The organism is Klebsiella sp. FDAARGOS_511, assembly GCF_003812845.1.
Lineage (GTDB): Bacteria > Pseudomonadota > Gammaproteobacteria > Enterobacterales > Enterobacteriaceae > Klebsiella > Klebsiella grimontii.
Genome location: NZ_CP033824.1, coordinates 1,558,087 through 1,582,738 on the forward strand (window position 1 = coordinate 1,558,087; position 24,652 = coordinate 1,582,738).

The following is a 24,652-nucleotide window of genomic DNA, read 5'->3' on the forward strand; positions in this document are numbered from 1 at the left end:
CAGGGACGGCAATACGCATAACAACAACCTGCAACTGTACTGGAGTCCTTCATGAACATGCGAACCCTGTCACTCGCCGCGCTTACCCTACTTGATGTCCCACCACCGGAACAGGTGCGCATTGCGGCCCAGGCCGGCTTCACTCACGTTGGCCTGCGCCTGCTTCCCGCAACCCCGTCGGATCCGGATTACGCCATGCTCGGCGATACCCCCGCCGTTCGCGATACCCTGGCGGCGCTGATGGCAACCGGCGTTCGCGTTTCCGACGTTGAGATTGTCCGCCTGACGCCGGATTTTGCCCTGAATACCCGATTGAGGCTGTTCCTTGATACCGCCGCGCGCCTTGGCGCGAAGCAGGTTTTAGTCGCCGGCAACGATGATAACCGGGCCCGCAGTGCGGAAAATCTCGCCCGACTTGCCGAAGCCGGCCTGGAGTATGGTTTAACCATGAACCTGGAGCCTATGCCATGGACCCACCTGCGCACCATCGCCGAAGTCCAGGCGCTGATCGCCGTCAGTGGCCGCAGCGATATCGGTATTTTAATTGATGCCATTCACTTCTGGCGGGCAGGCGAATCCCTTTCGACCCTCGCCACGCTCCCGCAAAATTGCCTCAACTATATGCAGCTTTGCGATGCCTTAGCGCAATCCCCCGCTAACGAGCAAGAGTTGATTTACCAGGCGCGCGCCGCGCGCCAGGTGCCCGGTGAAGGCGGACTCGACCTGCACGGTCTGATGGCAGCGCTTCCGGCCACGCTACCGGTATCCATCGAGGTTCCGCTAAGCGGCGCTCGGGGGGCGCTGCCGGCGCTCGCTCGCGCTCAGCTGCTGTTTAACGCCGCGCAGTCCTACCTGCGCCCTTGCGCATAAGGAGAGTCCCATGACACAGACTCAACGCCTGGACGTCAGGGAGTTAATCAACGCCAATCCGCTCAGCCGCTTTCAGAAGCTGGTGGTGTTCTTAGGCTTCTGCGTTATCGCGCTGGACGGCTTTGATATCGCCATCATGGGATTTATCGCCCCAACGCTGAAGCAGGAATGGGGAGTAAGCAACCACGAGCTCGGTTTTGTCATCAGCGCCGCGCTGATAGGCCTGGCGCTGGGCGCTATTTTCTCCGGCCCCCTCGCCGACTGGCTGGGACGGAAGAAAATTATCATCAATAGCGTCTTCTTCTTCGGCTTTTGGACCATCGCCACCGCCCTTTCACAAAATATTGAGCAGATGATGGTCTTTCGTTTTCTGACCGGACTGGGGTTAGGCGCCGCCATGCCGAATATCGGCACCCTGGTGTCAGAGTATGCGCCGGAGCGTCAACGCTCGTTCCTGATTACGATTATTTTTTGCGGCTTCACCTTTGGCGCGGCAGCGGGCGGTTTCTCTGCATCCTGGCTGATCCCGCAGTTTGGCTGGCACTCGCTGATGCTGCTTGGCGGGATCCTCCCGCTGCTGTTCGCTCCGGTCCTGATCTGGCTGTTACCGGAATCGGTGCGTTTTTTGGTGGTTAAGCGCGCGCCTGCTGAACGTATTCGGCGGATTATGCAGCGCCTCTATCCGGGACAAATTCCCGATGAGGCAGAGTTCAGCTTACCGGCCCAGCCCGTCCAGGCAAATGCCATGCGCATCGTTCTCTCCCGCCAGTATCGCTTCGGTTCGATGATGCTCTGGCTGGTTTACTTTATGGGGCTTTTTTTGGTCTATCTCCTCGGTAGCTGGCTACCGACGCTGGTAAAAGAAGTCGGCTTAACGGTCGGCCAGGCGGCGGTGATGACCGCAATGTACCAGGCGGGCGGAACCATCGGCTCGCTGTTTGCAGGCTGGCTGATGGACCGGATCAACCCCCATCGGGCTCTCGGACTGATTTACGCGGTTGGCGGCCTGTTTACGATGGCAATGGGCTATGCCGCGGCAAGCTTTGCGCTCATCTGCCTGCTGGCATTTATCAGCGGAGCCTGCTTAAACGGCGCCAATACCGGCATGAACGCGCTCTCCGCCCGCTACTATCCTACCGAAGCGCGGGCTACCGGCTCCAGCTGGATGCACGGTGTTGGCCGCATGGGCGCGATCCTGAGCGCCTTTGCCGGAGCGGAAATGCTGGCGCTGAATATCAGCTTCGAAAGCGTTTTCCTGATCCTTGGCATTCCCGCCGCGATTACCGTCGTCGGGCTGGCGGCCAAAGGTATTTTCGCGGCTGGTCCGACGGCAAAAGCCACCGCTTCAACCACGCCCGTCAGAAGTACATTTTAAACGGTGATGCTAAGGCAGGCGTGTTTCAAAAACACGCCTGCCAAAAAAGAAAAATTAATTTCATTTAAATGAATAATGAAAAATGAAAATACCGTGCAGTATCGATTCACTTCACAAAACCACAGCGCAAAATCATTAAACCCATACAATAAACAAATCAAATATCGTTCAGAAAAACACTTAATAACCTTATCAATCAGAATGACTTGATAGCTGTAGCCAAAAAATTTACGGCTCAATTTTTACGGTTTTTCGATCCGCCTCGCATATACAGAAATTAAATTCCAAACAAACATTGAAATGAAATAAATATTTCCTTATGTTCTGGCTGATATTCAGGATAAGGTCGTGCCGGTGGAACTGGCGCAGAGGTCCTGACTTGTCCTTCCAGACAAAGGAATTGACCATGAGTGAACAGCAGATTCTTCTCTCTCCCGCGGCAGCACGCGGCGATAAGCTAAGCTGGGCTACCCGAATCGCTTACGGCGGCGGTGATACCGCCTGTAACGTCGTTTTCGGCATGATCGGCACGGTTTTAACCCTCTTTTATACCGACTATGTCGGCATCAGCATCGCCACCGTTGGCCTGGTGATGCTGATCTCACGTCTGTTTGATGGCGTTTCCGATGTCATCATGGGCCTGATGGTGGAACGCACGAACTCTCGCTGGGGTAAATCACGCCCCTGGCTGCTGTGGATGAGCGTGCCCTACGCCGTATCGGCAATTTTACTGTTCACCGTCCCGCAGACCACTGGCACGCTGCAGTTTCTCTATCTGCTGGTCGCCTATAACTTCTGCACCACCGTGTGCTATACCGCCATCAACCTCCCCTATGGCAGCCTCTCCGCGATGATGACCCGCGCCTCCTGGGAAAGGGATATGCTCAGCATCACCCGAATGTCGATGTCGCCTTTTGGTCGTATTCTCGCCGTTGCCTGCACATTGCCGCTGGTGAAGTACTTTGGCGACGATCAGGCGGCGTGGATCAAAACCATGTCTATTTGGGCTTTTCTGGCGCTGCTGTTGCTGCTGTTTTGCTTTTATAAATGCGAAGAGAAGGTCGTCATCAAAGCGCGAGAGAAACAGGGAAACGTACCGGTAAAAACCCAGCTTTCCGCGCTTTTTCGTAACCAGTACTTCTGGGCCAGCGCAATCCTGTGGACCGCACAAAGCGTGTACTACACCGTGGTAGGGATCGCCCTGCCTTACTACTGCCGCTACGTGCTCGGCGATGATACCTTCTATAGCTCCATTTTCGTTGCCGAAACCGCGTGCATTATTATTTTCACCTTCCTGAGCTCAGTGCCTATCCGTAAATACGGTAAACGCAACGTTGCCCTCTGCGGCATTGTGCTGGCGACCATCGGCCAGGTGCTGTTTATGTTTAACTCTGATGATTACCACTGGGCGCTGGCAAACGCGATTATTCGCGGTATTGGCTTCGCCCCGCTGAATGCCGTGCTGTTCGGCTTCTGCGGCGATGCCGTCGAATTCGGCCAGTGGAAAACGCGCGTCAGACAGGAAGGGATGATCTTCTCCGCCGGTTCCGTAGGGACGAAACTCGGTGCAGGTATTGCCGCCGCGGTTATCTCCGGCCTGCTGAGCATGGCGGGTTACGTCAGCTCCAGCAGCGGATCCGGCGTTCAGCCGCAAAGCGCTATCGACATGATTAACCACGTCTATCTCTACGGTTCTTTCTTCCTGTGGATAGTCGTCATTATCACCCTGCTGTTTTACCGCCTGGATAAGCAATACCCGCAGATCATGCATGACCTGAAAGAACGCGAAGCGCGTGGCGAGATGTAAAACCTTAGAACCAGGCCCGCGCTCGGCGAGCGCGGGAATACAGCAGAACATCTGAAATCCGTAGTATCTCTATCATTGAGGAGTGCACCATCATGTTAAACGGCATGAAACCCTTATCCCGCTCCCTGCGCTGGGGCATGGTCGGCGGCGGCGGAACCAGCCAGATTGGCTACAGCCACCGCTGTGCGGCGCTTCGCGACAACGTCTTTACTCTGCTCGCTGGCGCGCTTGATATCGATGCCGAGCGCGGCCGTCAATTCGGCGAGCAGCTCGGCATCGCTCCTGAACGCTGCTATGCCAATTATCAAACGCTGTTCGCGGAGGAGGCCAAACGCCCTGACGGCATTGAAGCCGTATCGGTGACTACGCCGAACAATACTCACTTCGCTATCACTAAAGCGGCGCTTGAAGTCGGGCTGCACGTTATTTGCGAAAAACCGCTGTGCTTCACCGCCAATGAAGCGCGCGAGCTGCTGGCGCTGAGCAAAAAGCAGAATAAAATTATCGGCGTCACATACGGTTATGCCGGGCACCAGATGATCCAGCAGGCGCGACAGATGATAGCGGAAGGAATGCTCGGAGAGATCCGCATTATTAATATGCAGTTCGCCCACGGTTTTCATAATGAAGCCGTTGAGCTGCAGGCTGAATCCACCCGCTGGCGGGTCACGCCAAAATATGCCGGCCCTAGCTATGTGCTGGGGGATCTGGCGACCCACCCGCTATTTATTGCCGAGACGATGGTGCCGAATCTGAGCATCACCCGCCTGATGTGTGCGCGTCAAAGCTTCGTCAAATCCCGCGCGCCGCTGGAAGATAACGCCTTTGTGCTGATGGAATATAACAACGGCGCCGTTGGTTCACTGTGGACCAGCGCGGTCAACAGCGGCGCAATGCACTCGCAAAAAGTCCGCGTCATTGGCGAAAAAGCCAGTATCGAATGGTGGGATGAGCGTCCAAATCAGCTCAGCTATGAGGTACAGGGCGAACCGGCCCGCGTCCTCGAGCGTGGGATGCCCTATCTCAGCCAGCAGGCGCTGGCGGACGACCGCATTGGCGGCGGTCACCCTGAAGGGCTGTTCGAGGCGTGGGCCAACCTCTATCGCCGCTACGCCATCGCCATCGACGCCATGGATCGCGGGGACCGGGCGTTCCTCGAGACCTTCTGGTATCCGGACGTCGAAGCCGGCCTGCACGGCGTTTACTGGGTTGAGCAGTGTGTCAAATCCGCCGACGCGGGCGGCCAGTGGGTTGACTTTAACTGCCATTAATCTCTGCACACCAGTGGAGGCTCCTCCACTGGTTTTTTTCTGCCTACCGTACTCACCTCATCATGCAACACAGTCGTAATATCTGTTAAACAAACATTTATTTACGCTTCTGTTTCCCCCCACTACACTAGGCGCAGTTTTTATATTGAGGTGGTAATGAACGATAATAAAATGACGCCAGGCGAACTGCGCGCGACCTGGGGTTTGGGGACCGTATTCTCTTTGCGCATGCTCGGCATGTTTATGGTTCTGCCGGTTCTGACCACTTACGGCATGGCGTTACAGGGCGCAAGTGAGGCCCTTATCGGCCTGGCAATCGGCATTTACGGGCTGGCCCAGGCGATATTCCAGATTCCTTTCGGACTGCTTTCCGACCGCATTGGGCGTAAACCGCTGATCGTCGGCGGCCTGTTAATCTTCGTCATCGGCAGCGTTATCGCGGCGCTTTCCGACTCTATCTGGGGCATTATTCTTGGCCGCGCGCTGCAGGGTTCCGGGGCGATTGCCGCCGCGGTCATGGCGCTGCTTTCCGATTTAACCCGCGAGCAGAACCGCACTAAAGCCATGGCGTTTATCGGCGTCAGCTTTGGCATCACCTTTGCTATTGCAATGGTTCTCGGGCCTATTGTTACCCACCAGTTGGGCCTGCACGCCCTGTTCTGGATGATCGCCTTCCTGGCGACGCTCGGGATCCTGCTAACGCTGTGGGTAGTGCCAAACAGCCAGAATCACGTGCTGAACCGCGAGTCTGGCATGGTGAAGGGCTGCTTCAGCAAAGTCCTTGCTGAGCCAAAACTACTGAAGCTCAATTTCGGTATTATGTGCCTGCATATCATGCTGATGTCGACTTTTGTCGCCCTGCCGGGACAGCTGGAAGCCGCCGGTTTCCCCGCCGCCGAGCACTGGAAAATCTATCTGGTCACCATGTTGGTCTCATTTGTGGCGGTGGTACCATTTATTATCTACGCCGAAGTGAAGCGCAAAATGAAACGCGTCTTCCTGTTGTGCGTCGCCATCCTGCTGATTGCTGAAATCGTACTTTGGGGCGCCGGAGGCTATTTCTGGGAACTGGTTGCCGGCGTTCAGCTATTTTTTCTCGCATTTAACCTGCTGGAAGCGCTGCTGCCGTCGTTAATCAGCAAAGAATCACCGGCCGGCTATAAAGGCACTGCGATGGGAATTTATTCTACCAGTCAGTTCCTCGGCGTGGCCATCGGCGGAGCGCTCGGCGGCTGGGTGGATGGCTTTTTTGATTCGCAAACCGTCTTCCTGCTCGGCGCCCTGCTGGCGATGCTGTGGCTGCTGGTGGCCAGCACCATGAGCGAGCCGCCGTACGTTAGCAGTCTGCGTGTCGAGATCCCTGCCGATGTGATGGCGGATGAAATGCTACAGCAACGTCTACAGGCTCAAGCAGGAGTTAAAGAGGTACTTGTAGTTAGCAACGAACGTTCGGTGTATATCAAAATCGACAGTAAGATTACTAACCGCTTTGAGATTGAGCAGGTGATTAAACAAGGAGCAGTTCAGACCGCTCCCATATAAGGTGGTTAAGCAGTCAGGGACATGATACGTGACTTATGTGATTGTCCCTGTTGCGTACTGGCAAAAGCTTGCGTTACGGTCTCCCCTCCCAATTATCTTCGCTGCTTTAAGCGTTGGTTATGAGTTATCCTTCTCATCGCCTTAAAGCTAGCGCTACGCTTCAAATTCTCACTTCAACCCACTATGAGTCCTCGACAAACAAGCAGAAAGCGGCATGAGAAGCATCGTAATAAACGCACCGGGAGGATACCAGCTCCGCAAAGTCCCCTGGAATTATAACCATTCAGTTGCCCTGGCCAGGAGATAACCTTCAAAAGTAGTTTTATTAGCATTGGAAATGATAAGCATGTGCTGACTGCGGGAGTATCTATGTTAGAACGAAGAAAACTATGTTCAACTATAGATAGCTTATTCTAATGGATAGCAGAATACAGCCATTCACAAACGACAACATAGCATCACTTTGTGAATTCACAACTTCCGCAAAATAAATTTTAATATTCACAATAAAAAAAGGGACATAGTCACCACTTTCAGTAAAAGTGATAAAAGATTGATAGTGAATTAATAGCCATAAAACATAAAGCTAATCAATTATAAAAACTCAATTATTTAGTATTTTGATTGGAAGCGCAAATTTATCATCACGCTAACGATTCATAATGAATTACCGATTCATTTGAATATTCACTATTATCGCAACAGGTCTCTGGTTAATATTTACGAGGGTTTACTCTGCATGCCCGCAACTAAGTAATTGTAAATAGTCATATCACAGGAATAAAAAATGAAAGAATTAACACAATATGAAATGGAAAATATCTCGGGTGCTGGCCTCTTTGACCTGCCTTGTGCACTAGTTGATTTCACTATTCAATCAGCATTTGGTCTGATTAAAGTCGGTATTGATGGCTCCCTGACCGTTGCCAAAACGGCGGTGGAAACCTCTCTGGATATATTCAGCAACTTACTAAGCGGCTCCCCATCCAGTATTGGGAGCATTCTGGGAGATCACTTCAATTCAATGATGTATGAAAAATCAGGTATCTGGTCAAACTTCGCCTATGATGCAGCGACGGGCTGGGGCGACGTGGTCTATTCTTTACAGAAATAAAAAACAAGCCAGTCAGGAAACTGACTGGCTTTATCCATTCAACAACACGTCTGTTCCGATTAATACTCAAATATGTAGTTCCATATAATCCGAGCCCTCTCATTCAAGACTGTAATGTGCAGTGCTATCGTGCATATCTCCTCAGTAACTCTGGTTACATTTTAACGTTGAATTCGATCACAACGAAAATACATATCACATGCGATGATATAATCATTATGCCAATGCCAGTAAGCATGAAAGTAGAAATAAAAAAACGAAGGCAGAGAGCTGGATAAAAAATAAATTACAAAACAAATCTTAAAACCAGAAAATGCCAAAATCACATTGAGCGAAATTATCCAAAAAAATTGAATGATTAAAACCAAGAATAATCTAAGCCATATTGCTTTATTATAGAGCCATGGCCAGGGTATTGACTTTGATAGATGGAAATCAAATTCCCGCAGGAACAATCTTCCGAGAAAAATGTAGCGTTTCGACGGGCGTATGAAGATCATGTCTAAGAACAAAACAATAACACAAAGAATAAACATCGCTATTATTAGTCTAGCTGAAAAAAAACCATCGGCCAAAGAAAAATCATCCTGATTTGCCAAAGGGCTTACTATCAAGCTATTCATTAAAAAGGTGATAAAAAGATTGAAACAGACGTAATGATGAAGATTCCTCCAGACTACCTTTTGAACAGTTAACTCCTTCATTCGCTTCACATAGCTATAACGTGCAAAATTAAATGCCAGGTAAATAGTAAATGGGGTAATAAATGCAATACAAAGTAGTGCATGAACAGATGACATAAACGACAGACAGCCCGTAATGAGAAGATAAAACATCACAAAGCATGCGAAGGTGACGACCGCCGGATGCCACAAAAAGGCCTCATGCGATGATATGGTTTTTCCCTGGAAGCAAGAAAAATCAATATGTTGCATGACACATTTATATCCCCAGTAATTTTTCAGCTCGTAAATAAAAGAAAATACAATTAATGCCAGGATGATGCTCAGGCTCAATATATTACTCGGCAGTAAGATATAACCATTGTTCTTCCAGAAAAGAAAAAGTAAAAAAACAGTTAAAAGGTAAAGATAAATAATCACTCGCTTATCCTGATAACGAGTAAATTTTGAATAGTCCGGGATCATAGCATCTCCATTACAAGCCAATCAGTTTTCTACAATGCACGATATTGTCTGGCGTTAAACGCCGGAAGTCATAAAGTAGTTGTCCTAAATAGGCTTTATTGCTGAACTCCAGAAAGGTTACCGGCTGAGAATTATTTAATTGAGCCGTAATAGAATTTGTCCATTGCACTGTATGAGTCAGATGTAAAGCCAGATTTTCTTTGATCTGTTCGGGAAGAAATTCTGCTTGTCCGGTAACATTCATCAGCACGCTGTGCTTAGGTGAACGAATATCGATTTTTTGCAAAAAATCTCGCATCAACTGCACACCATCGGTCATTAAACATGTATGCCATGCTCCGCTAACCCCCAACTTAACCACCTCCAAACCGGCACCGTTCAGAATATGTGATATGCGCCCCAGGTCAGCAGTTGCGCCGCCGATAACCTGCTGACGACAGCTATTATCGCAACTCACTTCCACAGGTATCCCAGATGCAGAAATCATATTAGTTAAGGTTTTAAAATCCGCCCCCTTAACCGCTAGCATAGTTCCTTTATGAATTTTACTTAAATCATTCATAATGTTTGAACGGGTTTGTATCATCTTAAAAAGTGCCTCCAGGCTAAATGCACCCGCAGCGAAAAGCGCACTGTATTCGCCAACGCTATGCCCACAAGAACCCACGATTGACAAATTGGTCATTTTTTCAAGACAGAGACAATGGAGCGTCACGTTAATAGCCGTAACGGCAACTTGCTGAGCTGTTGTCTGGACCAGGCGATTCATCGGCCCGCGCTCACATAGACGACGAATATCCATTTGGGTAATGTCGCTAGCGCAATCCCAAATATTCTTTGTCACTGCATTCAGATCCCATAAATCAGCCCCCATTCCAATAACAGGATTACCTTGGCCTGCAAAGATAAGAGCGACAGGACGTGTTGATAGCTGTGATACCATAAAATATCCTTATAGGTAGTATTTAAAACCGACATAAATGCTTAAGGTTTCACCAAAAAGAGCAAACTCTGATTCAGAACTTCCCAATGAGCTGTATGCACCGGAATATAACTCAAGCGGCGCCCACTTACCTTGCAAGGGTTTAATAAAATGGGCGCCAAACAATACACTTCCATCCGTTATATTTATCATTGTATAGGGTTGCAAAGTAGACTGGTCATTATTATGCAGACTAAAATAGGTATTAAAATAATGTTTGGATAACAGCATACCTCTATTTGAAGTATTACTAATTTCTGAGGCCATAAGATACTTATAATTATCAAACGCCCGATCTAAAAAATCGTAGCCAGTCCTGTACCCCATCAAGCGAATGAAATCAATTTGATCCTGCCAGGCCTTTTTCGAATATCCCTCACTCTGAAAATAGTACTCTAAACCGAATACGCTAAAGCTATCTGTCGTATACTGCCCACCAAGCGCAAACTCAACGCCTTGTTTATCCTCCGCAGAATAGAGTGAGGATGGAAAAACACCAGCCAGTACAGCCTCTTTTTTATCGGTTGAGAAGTGGCGCCACTGCTGGCCTTTATGCCAGGAAAACTCTGCATTAATTAAAAACTGTGATGTATAATTATATATTTCTGATAATGAAAATGCCGAATTATCACCTAATAATAGATTAGCGGACAGCCGATGGTTAGCCAGGCGGTAATCATTATAGCTTAATAGGTAGCGCTCTTCGCTATTTGAGCGCTGTGCTGCAGACCAATTACCTGATGATTCATAGTACTTATCGATACTGCTGAATCGGGGAGCTACTGTAAGTAAAAAATTATACTCCTGGTACTCTTTGGATAATGTGGCACCCCAAAAAGATTCGCTATAAGCTGATTCCATTGCTGGCCCATAAATCCGAGTGGCTTTAAAGCCGGAATAATAATTTGTCAGCAGTGTAGCAGGGGATTTTAAGAAAAACGCCCCCTTCGAAGGTCGCAGCTTCCCACCTTCAAGTCGTGTTGTATCAGATAAAGCATAGGTAAAACGCAGTTGATCTATCAATATTCTTGCATGATTTTTATCTTTTTCAAAAGCTCCTGGGCTGCGAATCGCATAATAACCTAAGGAATAAAATGAAAAATCCATATTGAGGTTATTATCTATTAGTTCGCACTGGCCTTTTATACCTAACGCAACATCATTATAAGCGTTGTTGGTTGTGTACGGATTGCGACCATCAATTTTCCAAATTGACGGCTCTTTATTTACATATGAAATCTGCTCTGTCAAAGTAATATCCATATTATCTTTCAACTCACTCCCGGACAGGCAATGTCCATGAACCCAGGTAGAAACAAAAGTAAAAAAAGGAATAAGGACCGGGAGAGATATTTTCATTGCCCCCCCCTTAACATCGCCTCTTTCGTGAAGAAATACTCAGGTAATGTTTCAAGTCTGACGTTACTATATTTCATCACTGAATAGCCTTTAGCATATCTAGTACTCTGTACAACAATTTCAGATGGTCGATATTTCCCTAAAATCTGCTGATAATTCCTATATAAGACTTTTTTGAGCAATTGGTTGTCAAGGGAGTAATAAGATGCTTGATAGGGCCTGAAATCCTCTCCTTTTTCGACCAGATATATCACCTTTGGATAAGTTACCTTATCCGATTTACGCTTCAGTGATAGTCTGTAACAGACTTTCTGTCCGCAAGATTCAGTGCCTTCGATTATAGAATCGTAGGCGTACTCAAAATTAGTTACGATAACGTCTGCATTTGAAATTTGGCCACTCAGTCTTTGTGCCGGTGAAATAGGTATAGGTTTTCGCAGATCAGGCGTATAAAACCAGAGTTCGTACCAATCAGAGAGCATAATCTTCCCTTTATCCCGTGGAGGATAAACAAATCGAACTAAAGAACGTGCATCTGCCCGCGAGCCATTTTCAGGTTTCATAAAACGCATTGACACATCGAGAATTTGTTTACTCTCCGGTTGTTCGCCACCCTCTTTATATTCAAGAACCGTTACCGTATAGCGGAAAGGTACATTAGGCGAACGAATATCATCGGCCAAACGTATAATATCCGTGGCCTGTAGCGCCAGAGTCTCGGCTATTGAATAGGACGAAGAGAAAAAAGCAATAAAAATAAACAAGCGCCATTTCAGGTGTTTCATATTCATCCCTCAGGAATATTTAAACGCAGCAGAAATATTGAGCCGTGATGCACGATACGAAGGAAGAATAGACGCAAGAGCTGATGTTAAAATCGGTAAAACCAGCGTAGTCCAGAAAAGCTCGACATTATCTATCTTAATAAACGCGGTATAACCTACCGATTGGCCGGGGGATGGCGACATAGCAATCCCATAAACATTGATCATCGCAGCCAAACAATATCCCACCACAAGACTCCCTATGGCACCAAACACGCCGATAAAAATGCCTTCCAGCCAAAATAATAATGTCACATGGGAGGCCTCCAGACCAATAGCTCTCAGGGTGGCTATTTCACGCGTTCTCTCAGCGATATTCATCGTTATTGAATTACCAATCATAAATACGACAATAAGCGCCACAATAAGTTTGATAAAAAAATATATACCTGAGAGCATTCCCTCAACCTGTTGATAAAAAATAGATGTTTCTTTCCAGTCCTTTGCAACCAGCGGCAAATTATTGTCAGTAATATATTTTTTTAGTTTGACCATAAATGCATCAACGTTATTATTATTCAGCAATATAAGCACTTTACTCACACCATCTGTGCCCATAATCCTTTGTGCTGTATCTAGCGGAACTTTCAATGCTACATCATCATAATCTTTAATACCGGATTCAAATATCCCACGCAATTTTAACGATAAAGCTCCCTGGCCACCTGACGTGTTAACCACCATAACATCAAGCCAGTCACCATAACCAGCGGCAAGCGTTTTTGCCAGCCCACTACCTATTGTTGTTTCATTACGTTTTACGCGAGATAAATCACTACCCAATATTATTTTATCAAAGGCGCCTAATTTCAGGGCAGGTAAAGGCTCAACCCCCTGAGCAGAAAAATAGCTTGAGGTTTCATTTTCATATTGAGAAATAATTCCTGTAAACTCAAGCTGCCCCGAAAGAGTCGATATATCACCAGCTAGCGAAGAATTATTCATCATATCATGCTTTAGATCAGCATAATTATTGATAAGGTATTTACTCTTATTTGCAGTATCAAAATACCCCTTATTATACACTTGTACATGACCAATATTTGTTCGGATTATTTGCTGCTGGAGAATCCAGAAAGAATAACTAATGAAACCGCCATATAAAAAAATGGCCACACCGCCAAGAATTATCGCACACGTCGTCGACAAAGATCTTCTGCGATGCCTTAATAAATTCAAAAAAGAAAACCTGGCATCACGAAAGCGGAAAATGACACAATAGATGAGAAATAAAAAAATTATAATCACAAAACCATTTACGAAAACCATATCCATTGACATTATTTGACCCTCGCTAAGGGATTAATAATTTGCGTAACTTCGTCAAGATCCCAACTAGATGAACCGTTATAATACATATCAATTTTTTTATTTGGGTTATGCGCCTGTAACATTGATAATAATTGGCTTGCCTGTTGATATAGTTTACAGTTATAAAGTGCTCTGTAACGCATATCATTGACGTTATCTCGAATTCTACTACTTAATTTTTGTTTTAATAGTATTTCGCTGTCCTCGAGAGTAATGACGCAACGTCCCAAATCTGCAGGTAGGTACGCATCGACCTTAGCACGCAGATATCTGATAAGTGGTTGGTTTTGATTTAAATCCACAGCTTCATCGAGATAAAAGAAACCTGTTTTTGCGTACTCAGAAGCCTTAATAATATCATTAGTACCCACAAAATAATTTGCTTGTCTCAACATCCCGTAGGCGTAAAAAACCAGCGAAGCAATGTTCCCTGTCTCTTTGAACTCATCGGATAAAGATTGGGTTGTTTTTGCTAACACGTCAGGCTGAGTTGGAAACCCATTATGGAGTATGCTTTCTACTACAGGCGCATAAGAGGCGGCAGCAGTGGCGGATACTACAATCATAGACAGGCTCAAGCATAGTAACCTGAATAAATTATTTATATGAATCATAAGCTAATTCTCCATCACGGATTTCCACCACTCGTCGCGCGCGCTCAGTTAGCTGAGTAGAATGGGTCGAGATGATAAAAGTGGTGCCTGTTTGATGATTGATATTTAGTAGAAGATCCAGAATTGCGTCTCCCGTCGCCTGGTCAAGATTTCCCGTAGGTTCATCTGCAACGACAATCTGAGGTTCATGTGCAAGTGCTCTTGCTATGGCGACACGCTGTTGTTGTCCGCCAGATAGCTGCCCCGGTTTCCGATGTCTCAGATCGGATAATCCCACGCTATTCAGAAAATGGAGGGTTCGCTCCTTTGCCGTTCTGGCATCAAAATGGCCATTTAGTATCAATGGATAAAAAACATTATCAAATACATTAAGTACTGGAATTAAATTAAAGAACTGGAAAATAAATCCCAGATGTTTACTACGAATTGCTGCCAGATTTCTCTCTGACAACGCATTCATATTTTTATTGAGAAAAATAACATGCCCCGCAGAGGGGTTATCAATTCCGGATAATATATTTAGCAATGTACTTTTGCCGCTTCCAGAAGGCCCACATAAAGCCATAAATTCTCCAGCAGCTATATCAATGTTAATATTTTTAAGCGCGACAACCTCATTCTCATCCATTCCGTAATTTTTATAAACACCACACAATGAAATATCTGGCAATTCTTTAATATTAGTTCTCATTGTTGCCTCACGGTTAATACCAGGTATCAAAATAACTAAAGCCGTTATTACAGTCAGGTAAGATTGTTCTCATGCGACCGCCATTAAATGCGTGCTGAAAAATATAACACCAGCTTAAAGCTGGTGTTATACAGCCACTGAAACCATATTTCTTCTCAAGATCAAGTAATTTTACAGAATTGTTAAAAAACGGCGTTATTGAACAGCCTTCGCCAGAAAATGCGATCAGATCAATATCTGATTCATGATATTTATTATACCGAGAAAAGTCTGTACTCAAATAGGGTCCACAGTTTATTTTTAGGTCACCGGTAGCCTGGCTAAAAATAAAACATCCTACGCGTTCAATGGATAAATTCATACCAGGGATGTTTCGCGATTTTTTCGTTTCACGCCGGGGGGTGATATTTGCTGCGGTAAAAGCTAACAATGGTATGGAACGATAACCACCACAAATAATGACAAAATCAAAGACATCCCAGTTTAAATAGTCCTGTGCCAGACGCATTGCCTGAATCAGCGCATTTTTTTCCCCGCGGATTTTACAAGTCACATTATCTACAGAAAATTTTTTTACTAAGTTTTTAGGTAGCGTATCAATAGTAGATAAATGCAGCGTACTAATATCATATTCAAAGCTAGCCGCTTCTCCCCATGAGTCAACATAGATGAAGGCGGTTCGTGATTTCATCAATAGCATACGTTCCTTCTGGGATAACGTCTGCATTGCGGCATCGGATACTTTTTCTAACGCCGAGATATACGCCATGTAATTAGTTCTGTTCACTACTTCTTTAACATAGGCATCTGTGCGAGTACCAAATCGCTTAAAAGCCCAGCTATTTGCATCAGTATTTTTCAAGGCCATATTATAGGAATGTGCTTCCCAAACATTAAGCCAACTGGGACTGTATAAAAATAAAGGCGCCTCTGGCTCAATAAGAGACCATGATAATAAATGCATAACATCATCCATTTAGCTAGCTTCCCTGCCGGTATTGGACAGCAATGCTGTGATAATAGATCCATCTACCCCTAAGCCGGTTTTAAGTAAATAGTTTTTGTTATGTTTTATTACCCCCGGTCCGGTAAGAAAGTGGCGTGCTATATCATTAATAATAGGTTCATTAATTACCGGTTTTATTAGCTCATGACAACTAATTGTATAATGACCAATTATTAAATCTACCAATCCAGAACCAGTGGCGGTATAACCTATTTGTCCTTTGTAAGCGAGGACTGGTAGCGTATCCCCCCCTGCCAGAATAGCAATAGCTTTTGCTTCAATGCTGTCACTGAACGCTGTACCATTACCATGAGGGATAAACGCGCACACATCCTCAATTTTAACTTTCGTATCATTCAATAGTTTATTGACTAGTTTTAATATACAAGTACTCTGCCAGTAAACATCGTTACTTCTACTGGCATTAATCTGTTTATAAGTAGTCTTGATACTCACTCCACCAACAATTTGTCTGGCCTGGCGATGGAGGTCACTTTCAAGTAGCATAACGCTATAACCTTCAGCAAAGATCACCCCTTTACTATTTACACCAAACGGTTGAACGATATCTGTATCCAACATTGATTGAGTTGAGAGAAACCAAATATCTTGGGATTTTATCTGAGATATATTAATAATGAGCGCAAGCTCTATACCACCGCTTTCAATTGCCTGACTTGCCAAATGCACGGCTGTAAGCCCGGAGTTACTGGTGCAATTAATATTAGGTGGTAGATGCCTCAAACAATATTTTTTAGCCAAAAGCGCTGCGATTATGTCCTGAGACATATTTTTGACGCATAAATTTGTTATTGAAGGAGTCAGCGCGAGATCTTCAATGTCATTATAAGTAGTGAAAGAATGATAATCGATAACATCAACTCGAGGCCCTATACCAGTAGTATAGACTCTGATATTATCTTCTCGAAGACAACTCACATCCAGCATTGACTGCTTCAAGGCCTCATCAATAAGGCGATAGAGTAATTCAGGAATACTATCATTGCTATATTCCATCTTTGCAACATTGACATTATTACGAAGCCCACACTTAATAGCTTCATCATTCGACTTGAACCAAGGTGAAGTTTTCACACTCTTTCCCTGTTTCAGATTTGCAATGAGCTGTGAACTATTATCGGCAAATGGTAAATGAACGCTATAGCCTGATATAATAGACTTCCTGTCCATCGTATTATCCTTTGATAATAATTGCGTAGTAGTTTCCGCCTTCCGTAGCCCCTACTAGCAATATGTATTTAATTTTGATACTCAAAGGCTGATGCACAAAATTTATACGTTGATCATTAAACTCGCTGGTATAGGGTATAGCCGGAACTGCCTGCTTTTTAATGCAATCAAGAAGTATGACCAGGTTCAACAAGCCTGAGCACGAAGCCACGAAGCCAAAAAAGGCGTTGTAGTTAACTACCGGGACTGCTGGATTAACCTGACGAAATGATTCATGTATAGCATTCAACTCGATAGTTGAATTCTCGATGCTTCCATTGCTAGTACCACATACCAAATCGATATCTCTGGCATTGATTCCTGCATCATTAAGCGCGCGTTCGATGGCTAACGCCATTGCGCTGGATTTTTCATCAATTTGAGTAACATCAAAATAACTGTTATTGCATGATTTACCATACCCGACAACTTCCGCTAAAACTTCTGCACCACGTGCAACCGCATCCAGCGGATCTTCGAGCATTAACATACACGCACCTTCACCAGGTACGTAACCCTTCACTTCTTTAGCATAGACCTGATAGTCACTGACTTCAGAAGCCTCGAGGATCTTCTGCGTCACAGCATCCATATATAAAGACATTGAAGGGAAATACTCATCAGCGCCCCCGACAATAACTTGCGGCTGAAGCTGCTGGCGAATGATTTCATAACCATATGTTAATGCACCAAGAGCCGCATTTTCACCGGTTGCAAGAGTAGTGGTGTAACCTTTTACCCCTTCAGAAATACCGCAAAAAGTTGCAATCGCATTCATCAATGAGCCAGGAAACTCCGACGTGCGTACCTTTCCAGGGTCTGGCTTAAGGCTCTGCAAATATTTATAAGTCGTCTCTTGTGGACCACGTGCCATGCCCATAATCAGACCGAGTTCTTCTCCATCACGCTTAATACGTCGCTTAGCCATATTTAGTGCTTCCGTAAGCGCAATTAGGGCAAAGGTGCCGCCGCGAGTAGCCTTACGCGAATCGAAACGGCGCAGGTGTTTACGCGGTTCAAGCCCTTTGACCTGGAAAGTTTTAAAGGTGGTTGGTTCATGCGAAACTTCATGGCGGGCGATGCCATAATTTTCCCCAAAAAGCTCCTCAAACTGTCTGCTCTTTATTAAAACATCCAACAAATCTTCAGCTTCATTTAATACATCTTGAGGGAAAATAATTTTCTCAAGCTCGACGGCACTGCTTTCAATTTCATTAATATTCGTAAGTATTTCATTGATACGATGCCCAATAGCGGATACAGCCCCTATGCCAGTTATCGCTACCCTTTTGGCCTCATATGAAGTAACCGGAACCGACCCTGGCCTGGTGCTAACGATCATGCAGCAGTTGTTACCACCGAATGCGTAGTTATTCTTCATAAAGATATTAATATCTTTTTTCAGGAACTCATTCGGGACATAATCCAGATCACAGTTAGGCCGTGCCTCAGTGAAATTAAGGGTGGGTAGAACCTGTTGGTCAGGCAAAGTTACCAGGCAAGCTATAAGTTCAACGATTCCGGCAGCGCCAATATTATGGCCAAAGTAGGATTTAGTAGAGCTGATCGGAATATTTTTAATGTCGCGAAATACTTTCTTCATCGCCAACGTTTCGATTTGATCGTTAGCTTCAGTACCGGTGCCGTGCGCATTTATATAATCAACCTGATCAGGTGTAATCCCCGCATTAGCCATGGCCTTTAGCATAACCTGTACTGCGCCGCTGGCTCGCGGATCGGGCCCTGTTTCGTGGTAAGCGTCGCAGGATGTGGCATAAGAAAGAATCTCGCCATAGATGGTAGCGCCGCGTGCAATGGCGTGTTCATACTCTTCTAGTACAATAGCCCCCGCACCCTCGCCAATTGACATACCGGATTGGCCGGAGAAAGGTGAACAGGATACAGGATGCATGACATTGAGTGCATAAAATCCAGCAAAGGTCGGTAAATAGATCGGTTCCGTCCCAACTGCCAGCATAGCTCTACTCTTACCATTCTGAATAAAATCGAATGCCATACCTACAGCATTAGGGCTCGCGGTACAGGCCGTTGCAACCAATTCGACCCCACCTTTCAGTCCTAACAATGTCGAAACGCTGGAGCAACAGGAAGAGAAGCCACCGGAGTACAACGCCTTACGTAAGGAAAAATCTTGAATTCGCTGCTCAAAAAATGGCAGGAAGGCTTCAGTACCTGCAGAGGAAACACCAACAATTAAGCCCATCTCATCAAGGCAACGATGGCTGTTTACCAGGCCGGCCTGTATCAAGGCGTCCCTACCAACCTTATATGCCCACAGCGCAGCATTATCGAGCGAAGCGATAATCTCCTCAGATAATTCAGAACAGTCGATATCATGTAGTACTTCGGCCGCCCGTGCGTTTTTAAACCATTCCGAAAAACGCACGCTATCTGTAATACCATTTTCCTTCTGTAACAGCGCTAGCCTGAAATCTTCAATGTTATCCGCAAGAGATGACAGAATGCCCATCCCGGTGATAACTACTCTTTTCCTGTTTGTTTTCATAATATCCGGAAAACCCTTGATTTAAACAACAAAAAAATAACGACCGCTGGTTAGCTAGTTAACCTTAATACTATCTAAGCTTTATAAAACACTTTTTGCCTTTGATAGGTCAATATAACTATGCGTTGTTGGGTTAACCAGCAAACTAAAGTTATATATAAAAGGTAAGGTTTTGGTTTTTGCCGCAATATCACCATAAGCAGTTTTTATTGTATAACCATCTATATCTGATAGTGCATAAGGATTATTAATAAACGCCAACGCTATCCAACTTTGCGCAGCAGGAGAATATACGGCATTAATCACAAGCCCAACAGTCTGTCCATTAACCAGGATTTTATCACCCTTGCTAAGCGACGCGCAATTAACGCACGGAACAATACCAACGACTTTACGAGCAGTAGTCTGGGCAGACATCAGCTCTGCAGCAGCTTTACCATTGAAATCTTCCTTGTCATACTGGATAGCCCACTGCAATTGTAATTCGACAGGGTTTGTTGAATATTCGGCATAAATGCTTTTATCCCAACCAGGGTTTTCTACACGAACTATACGCTGGTAATCTAAGCCGCCAGTTTTAAGTAAGTACTTAGTTCCAAGTTTTTGTAATTTAACCCATAGCTCCACAAGCAAAATTTGAGGGCCAATCACCTGATAGGCAAACTCCCCATGCTTACCGCAGCGAAAGACAATTAAGCCATCGTCAGTATTCATATATTCGCAATAAGGAAGACCGATGATATCATATCCATAGATCTCGGACATCAACTCCCAGGAATATGGGCCTTCAAGCATGATAGCACCCCAGTCATCTTCTTCCATGGATTTTATTTCCGGGATCTCCTGAATACCTAAATCATCATATTTTGCCGCTGCTATATTAAGGACTTCTATAATTCTGGCAACAGAAATATCTTCAGACAGGATATAATAACCATCCATTGTACATAGCACATACATATCACCAAGGATAGTCCCGTCGTCATTCAAGACGAGTGAATAAATGCCTTGTTCATCTCTTACAATTGAAATGTCAGCAGAGGCAATATGATTTACCAGGATCCATGCATCATCGCCTGTTACGCTAACAATTGCCATATGAGAATAGTCAACCAGCAAAGCATTTTCTCTCACCGCTTTATATTCATCTAAAATATCATGATAGGAAGAAGGTATGCTCCGGTTGTTATAATTTCCCATCACAGCATTACTTTTTAAATGTAAATCGAAAAGCGAGCTCATAAAACACCTTTATAAATTAACATTATTGATATCAGGAATGTTTTTTCTGAATAATAAATGACGCAAGGCTATTAATACTTCTCATATATGAAGGATCATCGCCCTCCTGTACTTGAATGTTAAAAGCTTTATCAAGCATGACGATAACCTCCGTCGCATCTACAGAGTCAAGCTTCAATCCATTGCCAAATAGTGGAGTATCGTCATCAATTTGATGCTCCTCACGTTGAATATTAAGCCGATGAATAAGCTCCGCTTTTATAGTCACAAGTATTGATTTTCTTTGGTCGATCTTCTCATTAATGTCAGTCATAATATTCCCTTACGATAAATTATAACACTTCCCGAAAATTGATAATGGTGCCCTGGCTAATAATTTTCTTTCCTACATTGGCAATTACCGAATAATGCTTAAAGCCATTATTATCAGAAAACGCGAGTTTACTTACTACTTCAATAGTATCCCCAGGATAAGCTGAGGCTTTAAACTTCAAATTTTGCGCAGCCAGTACTCCACGTACCTGCGCCCGACGCATATGTATAACTTCAAGTAGATCAGGTTGATCTATCCATGTATGGATATCACGCAGAGTTCGGAATTCTCTCCCAGTGCGTAGCTGATAAATATCGCAAATATCACATAAAAAAGATAAATATTCACTAGCCTGTCCAAATATCTCTGAAATAATAGCACCGGGCATGATAGGATCTTCAGGAAAATGGCCAAGAAGATACGGTTCATTATAGGTGACATGCTTTGTCACTTTAACATATCCATTCTCGCCATACTTAAAATCATCTATTCTATCCACCATTAGCAATGGCTGGCGCCACCCACCCATAGCCAGAAAGACTTTCGTCGGGATCTTAAATTTGGACATATATCACCGCATAACCATGCCACCATCGATGACGATGGTTTGTCCGACAATATAACTGGAAGCAGAAGAGCTCAAATAAACGATAGTATTTGCAACTTCTTCACATTTACCAAGGCGCTTAAGCGGAATTGAATTAGTGACTTCACGCACTACCGTACGAGACACTTTTTTAACCATTTTTGATTCAATCATTCCCGGCGCAACGGCATTTACTCGTACCCCCCGCGGCGCAAGCTCAGCAGCCAGCGTCCGTGTGAAACTTAAAATGGCACCTTTGGAGGCGCTATAATTAACCTGACCAATACTCGGAACAAGAGCAGCAATAGATGCAACGTTAATAATCGTAGGATTATTGGCCGAACGTAACAAAAGCAAGACCTCTTTAGTCAAGCGAAAGAGCCCCAGAAGATTCATATTAATAACAGAGCTAAAATCATCAAAACTCATAGCAGCAAAGAGGCTATCTTTCACTATTCCTGCATTGTTCACTAAGACATCCAGTTTCCCCTTATCTCTGGATAATTGTGCACATATGGCCGATACATCCTCCTGATTTGATAGATCTCCCTGCAGAAGATGCAGTTTTGTTCCTGCAGGATGATGTTTTTGAAGCTCAATTAGCTGTGCCTTATTTGTACAGTAAAGAGCATAAACGACGCATCCTTGCTCAAGAAACTTGCCGCAAATGGCGTGACCGATATCACCGCTGGCTCCAGTGACTAATACGGTTTTATCAACGAGATCATTATAATTATACATTTATATTGATTACCTTAATTAACAAAGAATGGTCACCGCGATTGCATGAGTACGGCAATGAGAAATACTTAAAGAGATATTAAGAACTCCTTGTTCATTGAGGATTTCCTTAAGTCTACCGGATATCAAAAATTCAGGCTTTCCATATTCATCATGCGTGACCTCAATATCATGAAAGCGGATTTTATTGCTAAACCCATAACCCACTGCTTTGACAATTGATTCTTTTGCCGCCCAGAATCCCGAAGCACGCTCATAATCGGGGTTGTGCGGATTAATTTTATTAATCTCAGCATGAGTAAACACTCGCTGTAAAAAGCATGAATTGCTATTCATTAAGGCTTTAGTAATTCTTTCCACTTCAACAATATCCGTGCCAACACGCATGATTTATCGCTACAATAGTTATAGTTGATAATTAAAGTTGAACTTAACCTTATACTTATCCACATTTAAATTTTCGGGGTAGACAAAAGGACTCGATAATGATAAATCGTACTCCAAACCATAAACAACTCCTTTTAAACCTGTTATTCCGCCCATTATTTTTTTACTCTCAATCTCTTGTACCGGGACCTTACCGATGATTTGGCCATAATCCAGACCAAAATAGGGAGTTATGTTTCTATAACCAGTAATAATATTGAGCGTATTCTGTATATAGAATCCTTTATTACCATAGATTCCTCCGCTATCATCAAAGCCACGAACACTCCATCGGTCGCCTATAGTAAGCTGATCCTGTAGAGTAAGATTATCCGGTGTATACTGTACACCGAGATTAAGTTCATAATAAGCGTTAACCGGTACTGAAGTGAGCCATTTTATATAATTCACATTCAGATTCATGATCTGACTCTGGCGACTCACATCTCCGTTACGCATATCTGGCGTTTCTGTACTTCCTAATGCTTTGATAAAACGTTGCCAGCTTAAACTAGAATCTAATACGGCCCCGGTAAAATTTTTCTTATAGTTTACTCCGAATTTCAAATTACTCATATCGCGCTTTTGTAAAACTAATTCCTCTCCCCCTAATGTATAATCATACTTGCGTCTGATGAGTTCTGCACTGGCGTAAAGCTTTGAGCTCGAATCACGATGCAGCATCCTTGTTCCCTTGAGACTAAAGTACTTGGTCTCACCAACATAGTCAAAATCATAGTAACCAATATCAATACTCTGTTTTGATTTACTTCTACTATAAAAAAGGCTTAATTCAGAGTATCCAAAAGGAATACTATAGTAGGAACTAACATTTTTATACCCACCTGTCTGACTACTCGTACCGGCCAAATAAAAAAGATCGCTAGATTTCGTTAAATTATAAAGATAACCAGTTGTCCCTAAGAGTTGGGTGCCAGTACTTTTGTCACCAAAGTTATTATATGTTGTTCTTAAATTCCATCTTTTAGTACGCTGAGGTTTGATTTCTACTTCACTGGTGCCATTGTTAACGCCAGGTATGATATTTATCTTTACATCAACCCAAGGCGTCCTCTGTATATTTTCTAAACCCTGCTCAATATCTCTGATATTCAGAATATCACCTTCTTTAAAGGGCAACCCCCATGTACTTATATCATTATCAGCTATGATAACCTTTGATATTTTCCCGGGAATAACTCTTAACTTTAGTTTTTTAGTTAAAAGATCCTGAGAAGGTATTTCGACTCGGGTTGTTATATACCCAGAATTAATAAAGTGATCTTGCAAAACCACAGCTGCTTTTTGTAACCCATTGACCCCCAAACACATACCGGCGACTCTTTTTTTTATTTTATGTATCCAGAGATCGTCAAGGAAATCATTTTCGAGAACAAGCTCATCAATATTATAGCAAGGCATCTCTGGTGGAAAGTCACTATCCACCGCTGTTTTCTCTACGGCTTGCGAAAAAACATCTTTTTTTTCAATCTTCCGCTCTTTGATTGATGTATTATCATTACTCTGCTGTTCTTTTATCATACGCCCTAACGGCATATCTGCAAATGTCTTTGAGCTGAAGATCATTAATATCAGAGCCGTACTGAAAATATATCGAATATCCATTTCGTATCCTAACAGATAAAAGCAGCAATCCCTTGCTGCCTTTACCT

The 24,652-nt window shown here is 44.4% G+C and carries 22 protein-coding genes; 6 read left to right on the forward strand and 16 right to left on the reverse strand.

From position 1 onward, the window contains the following. Window positions 1-51: 51 nt before the first annotated feature. The 6 genes from EGY08_RS08595 (at window position 52) to EGY08_RS08625 (ending at window position 7,979) form a co-directional block, all read left to right on the forward strand. Complete coding sequence (locus EGY08_RS08595) at window positions 52-870, forward strand: sugar phosphate isomerase/epimerase family protein (RefSeq protein ID WP_123828405.1); 819 nt, start codon at window positions 52-54, stop codon at window positions 868-870. 10 nt (window positions 871-880) lie between these two features. Further along, a complete protein-coding gene (locus EGY08_RS08600; protein WP_112165824.1) occupies window positions 881-2,245 on the forward strand; it encodes an MFS transporter in 1,365 nt (454 codons plus the stop codon). 406 nt (window positions 2,246-2,651) lie between these two features. After that, complete coding sequence (locus EGY08_RS08610) at window positions 2,652-4,052, forward strand: MFS transporter (protein ID WP_004129763.1); 1,401 nt, start codon at window positions 2,652-2,654, stop codon at window positions 4,050-4,052. A gap of 92 nt (window positions 4,053-4,144) precedes the next feature. Then, the gene (locus EGY08_RS08615) at window positions 4,145-5,323 is read left to right on the forward strand and encodes a Gfo/Idh/MocA family protein (protein ID WP_123828406.1); all 1,179 of its coding nucleotides are present in this window, start codon (window positions 4,145-4,147) and stop codon (window positions 5,321-5,323) included. Between the two features lie 156 nt (window positions 5,324-5,479). After that, a complete protein-coding gene (locus EGY08_RS08620; RefSeq protein WP_087828764.1) occupies window positions 5,480-6,865 on the forward strand; it encodes an MFS transporter in 1,386 nt (461 codons plus the stop codon). Between the two features lie 787 nt (window positions 6,866-7,652). Next, the gene (locus EGY08_RS08625; protein WP_004129757.1) at window positions 7,653-7,979 is read left to right on the forward strand and encodes a hypothetical protein; all 327 of its coding nucleotides are present in this window, start codon (window positions 7,653-7,655) and stop codon (window positions 7,977-7,979) included. A gap of 161 nt (window positions 7,980-8,140) precedes the next feature. Here EGY08_RS08625 and EGY08_RS08630 read toward each other — a convergent pair whose 3' ends face one another. From EGY08_RS08630 to EGY08_RS08705, 16 genes are all read right to left on the reverse strand, one after another. Further along, window positions 8,141-9,127, reverse strand: a complete 987-nt coding sequence (locus EGY08_RS08630) for a hypothetical protein (RefSeq protein WP_004129755.1) — start codon at window positions 9,125-9,127, stop codon at window positions 8,141-8,143. Window positions 9,128-9,137: 10 nt separating this feature from the next. Continuing rightward, window positions 9,138-10,070: an ACP S-malonyltransferase gene (locus EGY08_RS08635; RefSeq protein WP_004129753.1), complete on the reverse strand. Its 933-nt coding sequence runs from the start codon at window positions 10,068-10,070 to the stop codon at window positions 9,138-9,140. Window positions 10,071-10,079: 9 nt separating this feature from the next. Next, on the reverse strand, window positions 10,080-11,468 hold the full coding sequence (locus tag EGY08_RS08640) for a hypothetical protein (RefSeq protein WP_123828407.1): 1,389 nt from the start codon (window positions 11,466-11,468) through the stop codon (window positions 10,080-10,082). Beyond that, window positions 11,465-12,253 (reverse strand): outer membrane lipoprotein-sorting protein, encoded by a 789-nt coding sequence (locus tag EGY08_RS08645; RefSeq protein WP_004129747.1) that lies wholly within the window; start codon window positions 12,251-12,253, stop codon window positions 11,465-11,467. The genes EGY08_RS08640 and EGY08_RS08645 overlap by 4 nt, the downstream gene beginning before the upstream one ends. A gap of 9 nt (window positions 12,254-12,262) precedes the next feature. After that, window positions 12,263-13,573 carry an ABC transporter permease gene (locus EGY08_RS08650; RefSeq protein WP_049114699.1) on the reverse strand — a complete coding sequence of 437 codons (1,311 nt, stop codon included), beginning with the start codon at window positions 13,571-13,573 and terminating at the stop codon, window positions 12,263-12,265. Continuing rightward, on the reverse strand, window positions 13,573-14,169 hold the full coding sequence (locus EGY08_RS08655) for a hypothetical protein (RefSeq protein WP_227635273.1): 597 nt from the start codon (window positions 14,167-14,169) through the stop codon (window positions 13,573-13,575). The genes EGY08_RS08650 and EGY08_RS08655 overlap by 1 nt, the downstream gene beginning before the upstream one ends. Before the next feature lie 31 nt (window positions 14,170-14,200). Beyond that, window positions 14,201-14,908: an ABC transporter ATP-binding protein gene (locus tag EGY08_RS08660; RefSeq protein ID WP_004129744.1), complete on the reverse strand. Its 708-nt coding sequence runs from the start codon at window positions 14,906-14,908 to the stop codon at window positions 14,201-14,203. A 13-nt stretch (window positions 14,909-14,921) separates the two neighbouring features. Then, complete coding sequence (locus EGY08_RS08665) at window positions 14,922-15,884, reverse strand: ATP-binding protein (protein ID WP_123828409.1); 963 nt, start codon at window positions 15,882-15,884, stop codon at window positions 14,922-14,924. Continuing rightward, entirely contained in the window at window positions 15,885-17,105 is a 1,221-nt protein-coding gene (locus EGY08_RS08670; protein ID WP_123828410.1) for a beta-ketoacyl synthase N-terminal-like domain-containing protein, read from the reverse strand. A gap of 4 nt (window positions 17,106-17,109) precedes the next feature. Next, entirely contained in the window at window positions 17,110-19,671 is a 2,562-nt protein-coding gene (locus EGY08_RS08675) for a beta-ketoacyl-[acyl-carrier-protein] synthase family protein (RefSeq protein ID WP_112165836.1), read from the reverse strand. 81 nt (window positions 19,672-19,752) lie between these two features. Next, window positions 19,753-20,913, reverse strand: a complete 1,161-nt coding sequence (locus tag EGY08_RS08680; protein ID WP_087828321.1) for a glycine cleavage T C-terminal barrel domain-containing protein — start codon at window positions 20,911-20,913, stop codon at window positions 19,753-19,755. A 31-nt stretch (window positions 20,914-20,944) separates the two neighbouring features. Next, the gene (locus EGY08_RS08685; protein WP_004129731.1) at window positions 20,945-21,226 is read right to left on the reverse strand and encodes an acyl carrier protein; all 282 of its coding nucleotides are present in this window, start codon (window positions 21,224-21,226) and stop codon (window positions 20,945-20,947) included. Window positions 21,227-21,245: 19 nt separating this feature from the next. Further along, complete coding sequence (locus tag EGY08_RS08690; protein ID WP_032742060.1) at window positions 21,246-21,794, reverse strand: 3-hydroxyacyl-ACP dehydratase FabZ family protein; 549 nt, start codon at window positions 21,792-21,794, stop codon at window positions 21,246-21,248. 3 nt (window positions 21,795-21,797) lie between these two features. Beyond that, on the reverse strand, window positions 21,798-22,553 hold the full coding sequence (locus tag EGY08_RS08695) for a 3-oxoacyl-ACP reductase family protein (protein ID WP_004129725.1): 756 nt from the start codon (window positions 22,551-22,553) through the stop codon (window positions 21,798-21,800). Between the two features lie 18 nt (window positions 22,554-22,571). Then, window positions 22,572-22,940, reverse strand: a complete 369-nt coding sequence (gene acpS / locus EGY08_RS08700; RefSeq protein WP_075208570.1) for a holo-ACP synthase — start codon at window positions 22,938-22,940, stop codon at window positions 22,572-22,574. Between the two features lie 18 nt (window positions 22,941-22,958). Further along, window positions 22,959-24,605 carry a ShlB/FhaC/HecB family hemolysin secretion/activation protein gene (locus EGY08_RS08705; protein WP_049114694.1) on the reverse strand — a complete coding sequence of 549 codons (1,647 nt, stop codon included), beginning with the start codon at window positions 24,603-24,605 and terminating at the stop codon, window positions 22,959-22,961. Between the last annotated feature and the right edge of the window lie 47 nt (window positions 24,606-24,652).

Bases quoted from the DNA above. Each gene is read 5' to 3' on its own strand.
- EGY08_RS08595 (WP_123828405.1), top strand. From the start codon at position 52: ATGAACATGCGAACCCTGTCACTCGCCGCGCTTACCCTACTTGATGTC.
- EGY08_RS08660 (WP_004129744.1), bottom strand. From the start codon at position 14,908: ATGAGAACTAATATTAAAGAATTGCCAGATATTTCATTGTGTGGTGTT.
- EGY08_RS08610 (WP_004129763.1), top strand. From the start codon at position 2,652: ATGAGTGAACAGCAGATTCTTCTCTCTCCCGCGGCAGCACGCGGCGAT.
- EGY08_RS08680 (WP_087828321.1), bottom strand. From the start codon at position 20,913: ATGAGCTCGCTTTTCGATTTACATTTAAAAAGTAATGCTGTGATGGGA.
- EGY08_RS08670 (WP_123828410.1), bottom strand. From the start codon at position 17,105: ATGGACAGGAAGTCTATTATATCAGGCTATAGCGTTCATTTACCATTT.
- EGY08_RS08615 (WP_123828406.1), top strand. From the start codon at position 4,145: ATGTTAAACGGCATGAAACCCTTATCCCGCTCCCTGCGCTGGGGCATG.
- EGY08_RS08635 (WP_004129753.1), bottom strand. From the start codon at position 10,070: ATGGTATCACAGCTATCAACACGTCCTGTCGCTCTTATCTTTGCAGGC.
- EGY08_RS08630 (WP_004129755.1), bottom strand. From the start codon at position 9,127: ATGATCCCGGACTATTCAAAATTTACTCGTTATCAGGATAAGCGAGTG.
- EGY08_RS08685 (WP_004129731.1), bottom strand. From the start codon at position 21,226: ATGACTGACATTAATGAGAAGATCGACCAAAGAAAATCAATACTTGTG.
- EGY08_RS08655 (WP_227635273.1), bottom strand. From the start codon at position 14,169: ATGATTGTAGTATCCGCCACTGCTGCCGCCTCTTATGCGCCTGTAGTA.
- EGY08_RS08690 (WP_032742060.1), bottom strand. From the start codon at position 21,794: ATGTCCAAATTTAAGATCCCGACGAAAGTCTTTCTGGCTATGGGTGGG.
- EGY08_RS08640 (WP_123828407.1), bottom strand. From the start codon at position 11,468: ATGAAAATATCTCTCCCGGTCCTTATTCCTTTTTTTACTTTTGTTTCT.
- EGY08_RS08665 (WP_123828409.1), bottom strand. From the start codon at position 15,884: ATGGATGATGTTATGCATTTATTATCATGGTCTCTTATTGAGCCAGAG.
- EGY08_RS08645 (WP_004129747.1), bottom strand. From the start codon at position 12,253: ATGAAACACCTGAAATGGCGCTTGTTTATTTTTATTGCTTTTTTCTCT.
- EGY08_RS08600 (WP_112165824.1), top strand. From the start codon at position 881: ATGACACAGACTCAACGCCTGGACGTCAGGGAGTTAATCAACGCCAAT.
- EGY08_RS08625 (WP_004129757.1), top strand. From the start codon at position 7,653: ATGAAAGAATTAACACAATATGAAATGGAAAATATCTCGGGTGCTGGC.
- EGY08_RS08695 (WP_004129725.1), bottom strand. From the start codon at position 22,553: ATGTATAATTATAATGATCTCGTTGATAAAACCGTATTAGTCACTGGA.
- EGY08_RS08620 (WP_087828764.1), top strand. From the start codon at position 5,480: ATGAACGATAATAAAATGACGCCAGGCGAACTGCGCGCGACCTGGGGT.
- EGY08_RS08650 (WP_049114699.1), bottom strand. From the start codon at position 13,573: ATGTCAATGGATATGGTTTTCGTAAATGGTTTTGTGATTATAATTTTT.
- acpS (WP_075208570.1), bottom strand. From the start codon at position 22,940: ATGCGTGTTGGCACGGATATTGTTGAAGTGGAAAGAATTACTAAAGCC.
- EGY08_RS08675 (WP_112165836.1), bottom strand. From the start codon at position 19,671: ATGAAAACAAACAGGAAAAGAGTAGTTATCACCGGGATGGGCATTCTG.
- EGY08_RS08705 (WP_049114694.1), bottom strand. From the start codon at position 24,605: ATGGATATTCGATATATTTTCAGTACGGCTCTGATATTAATGATCTTC.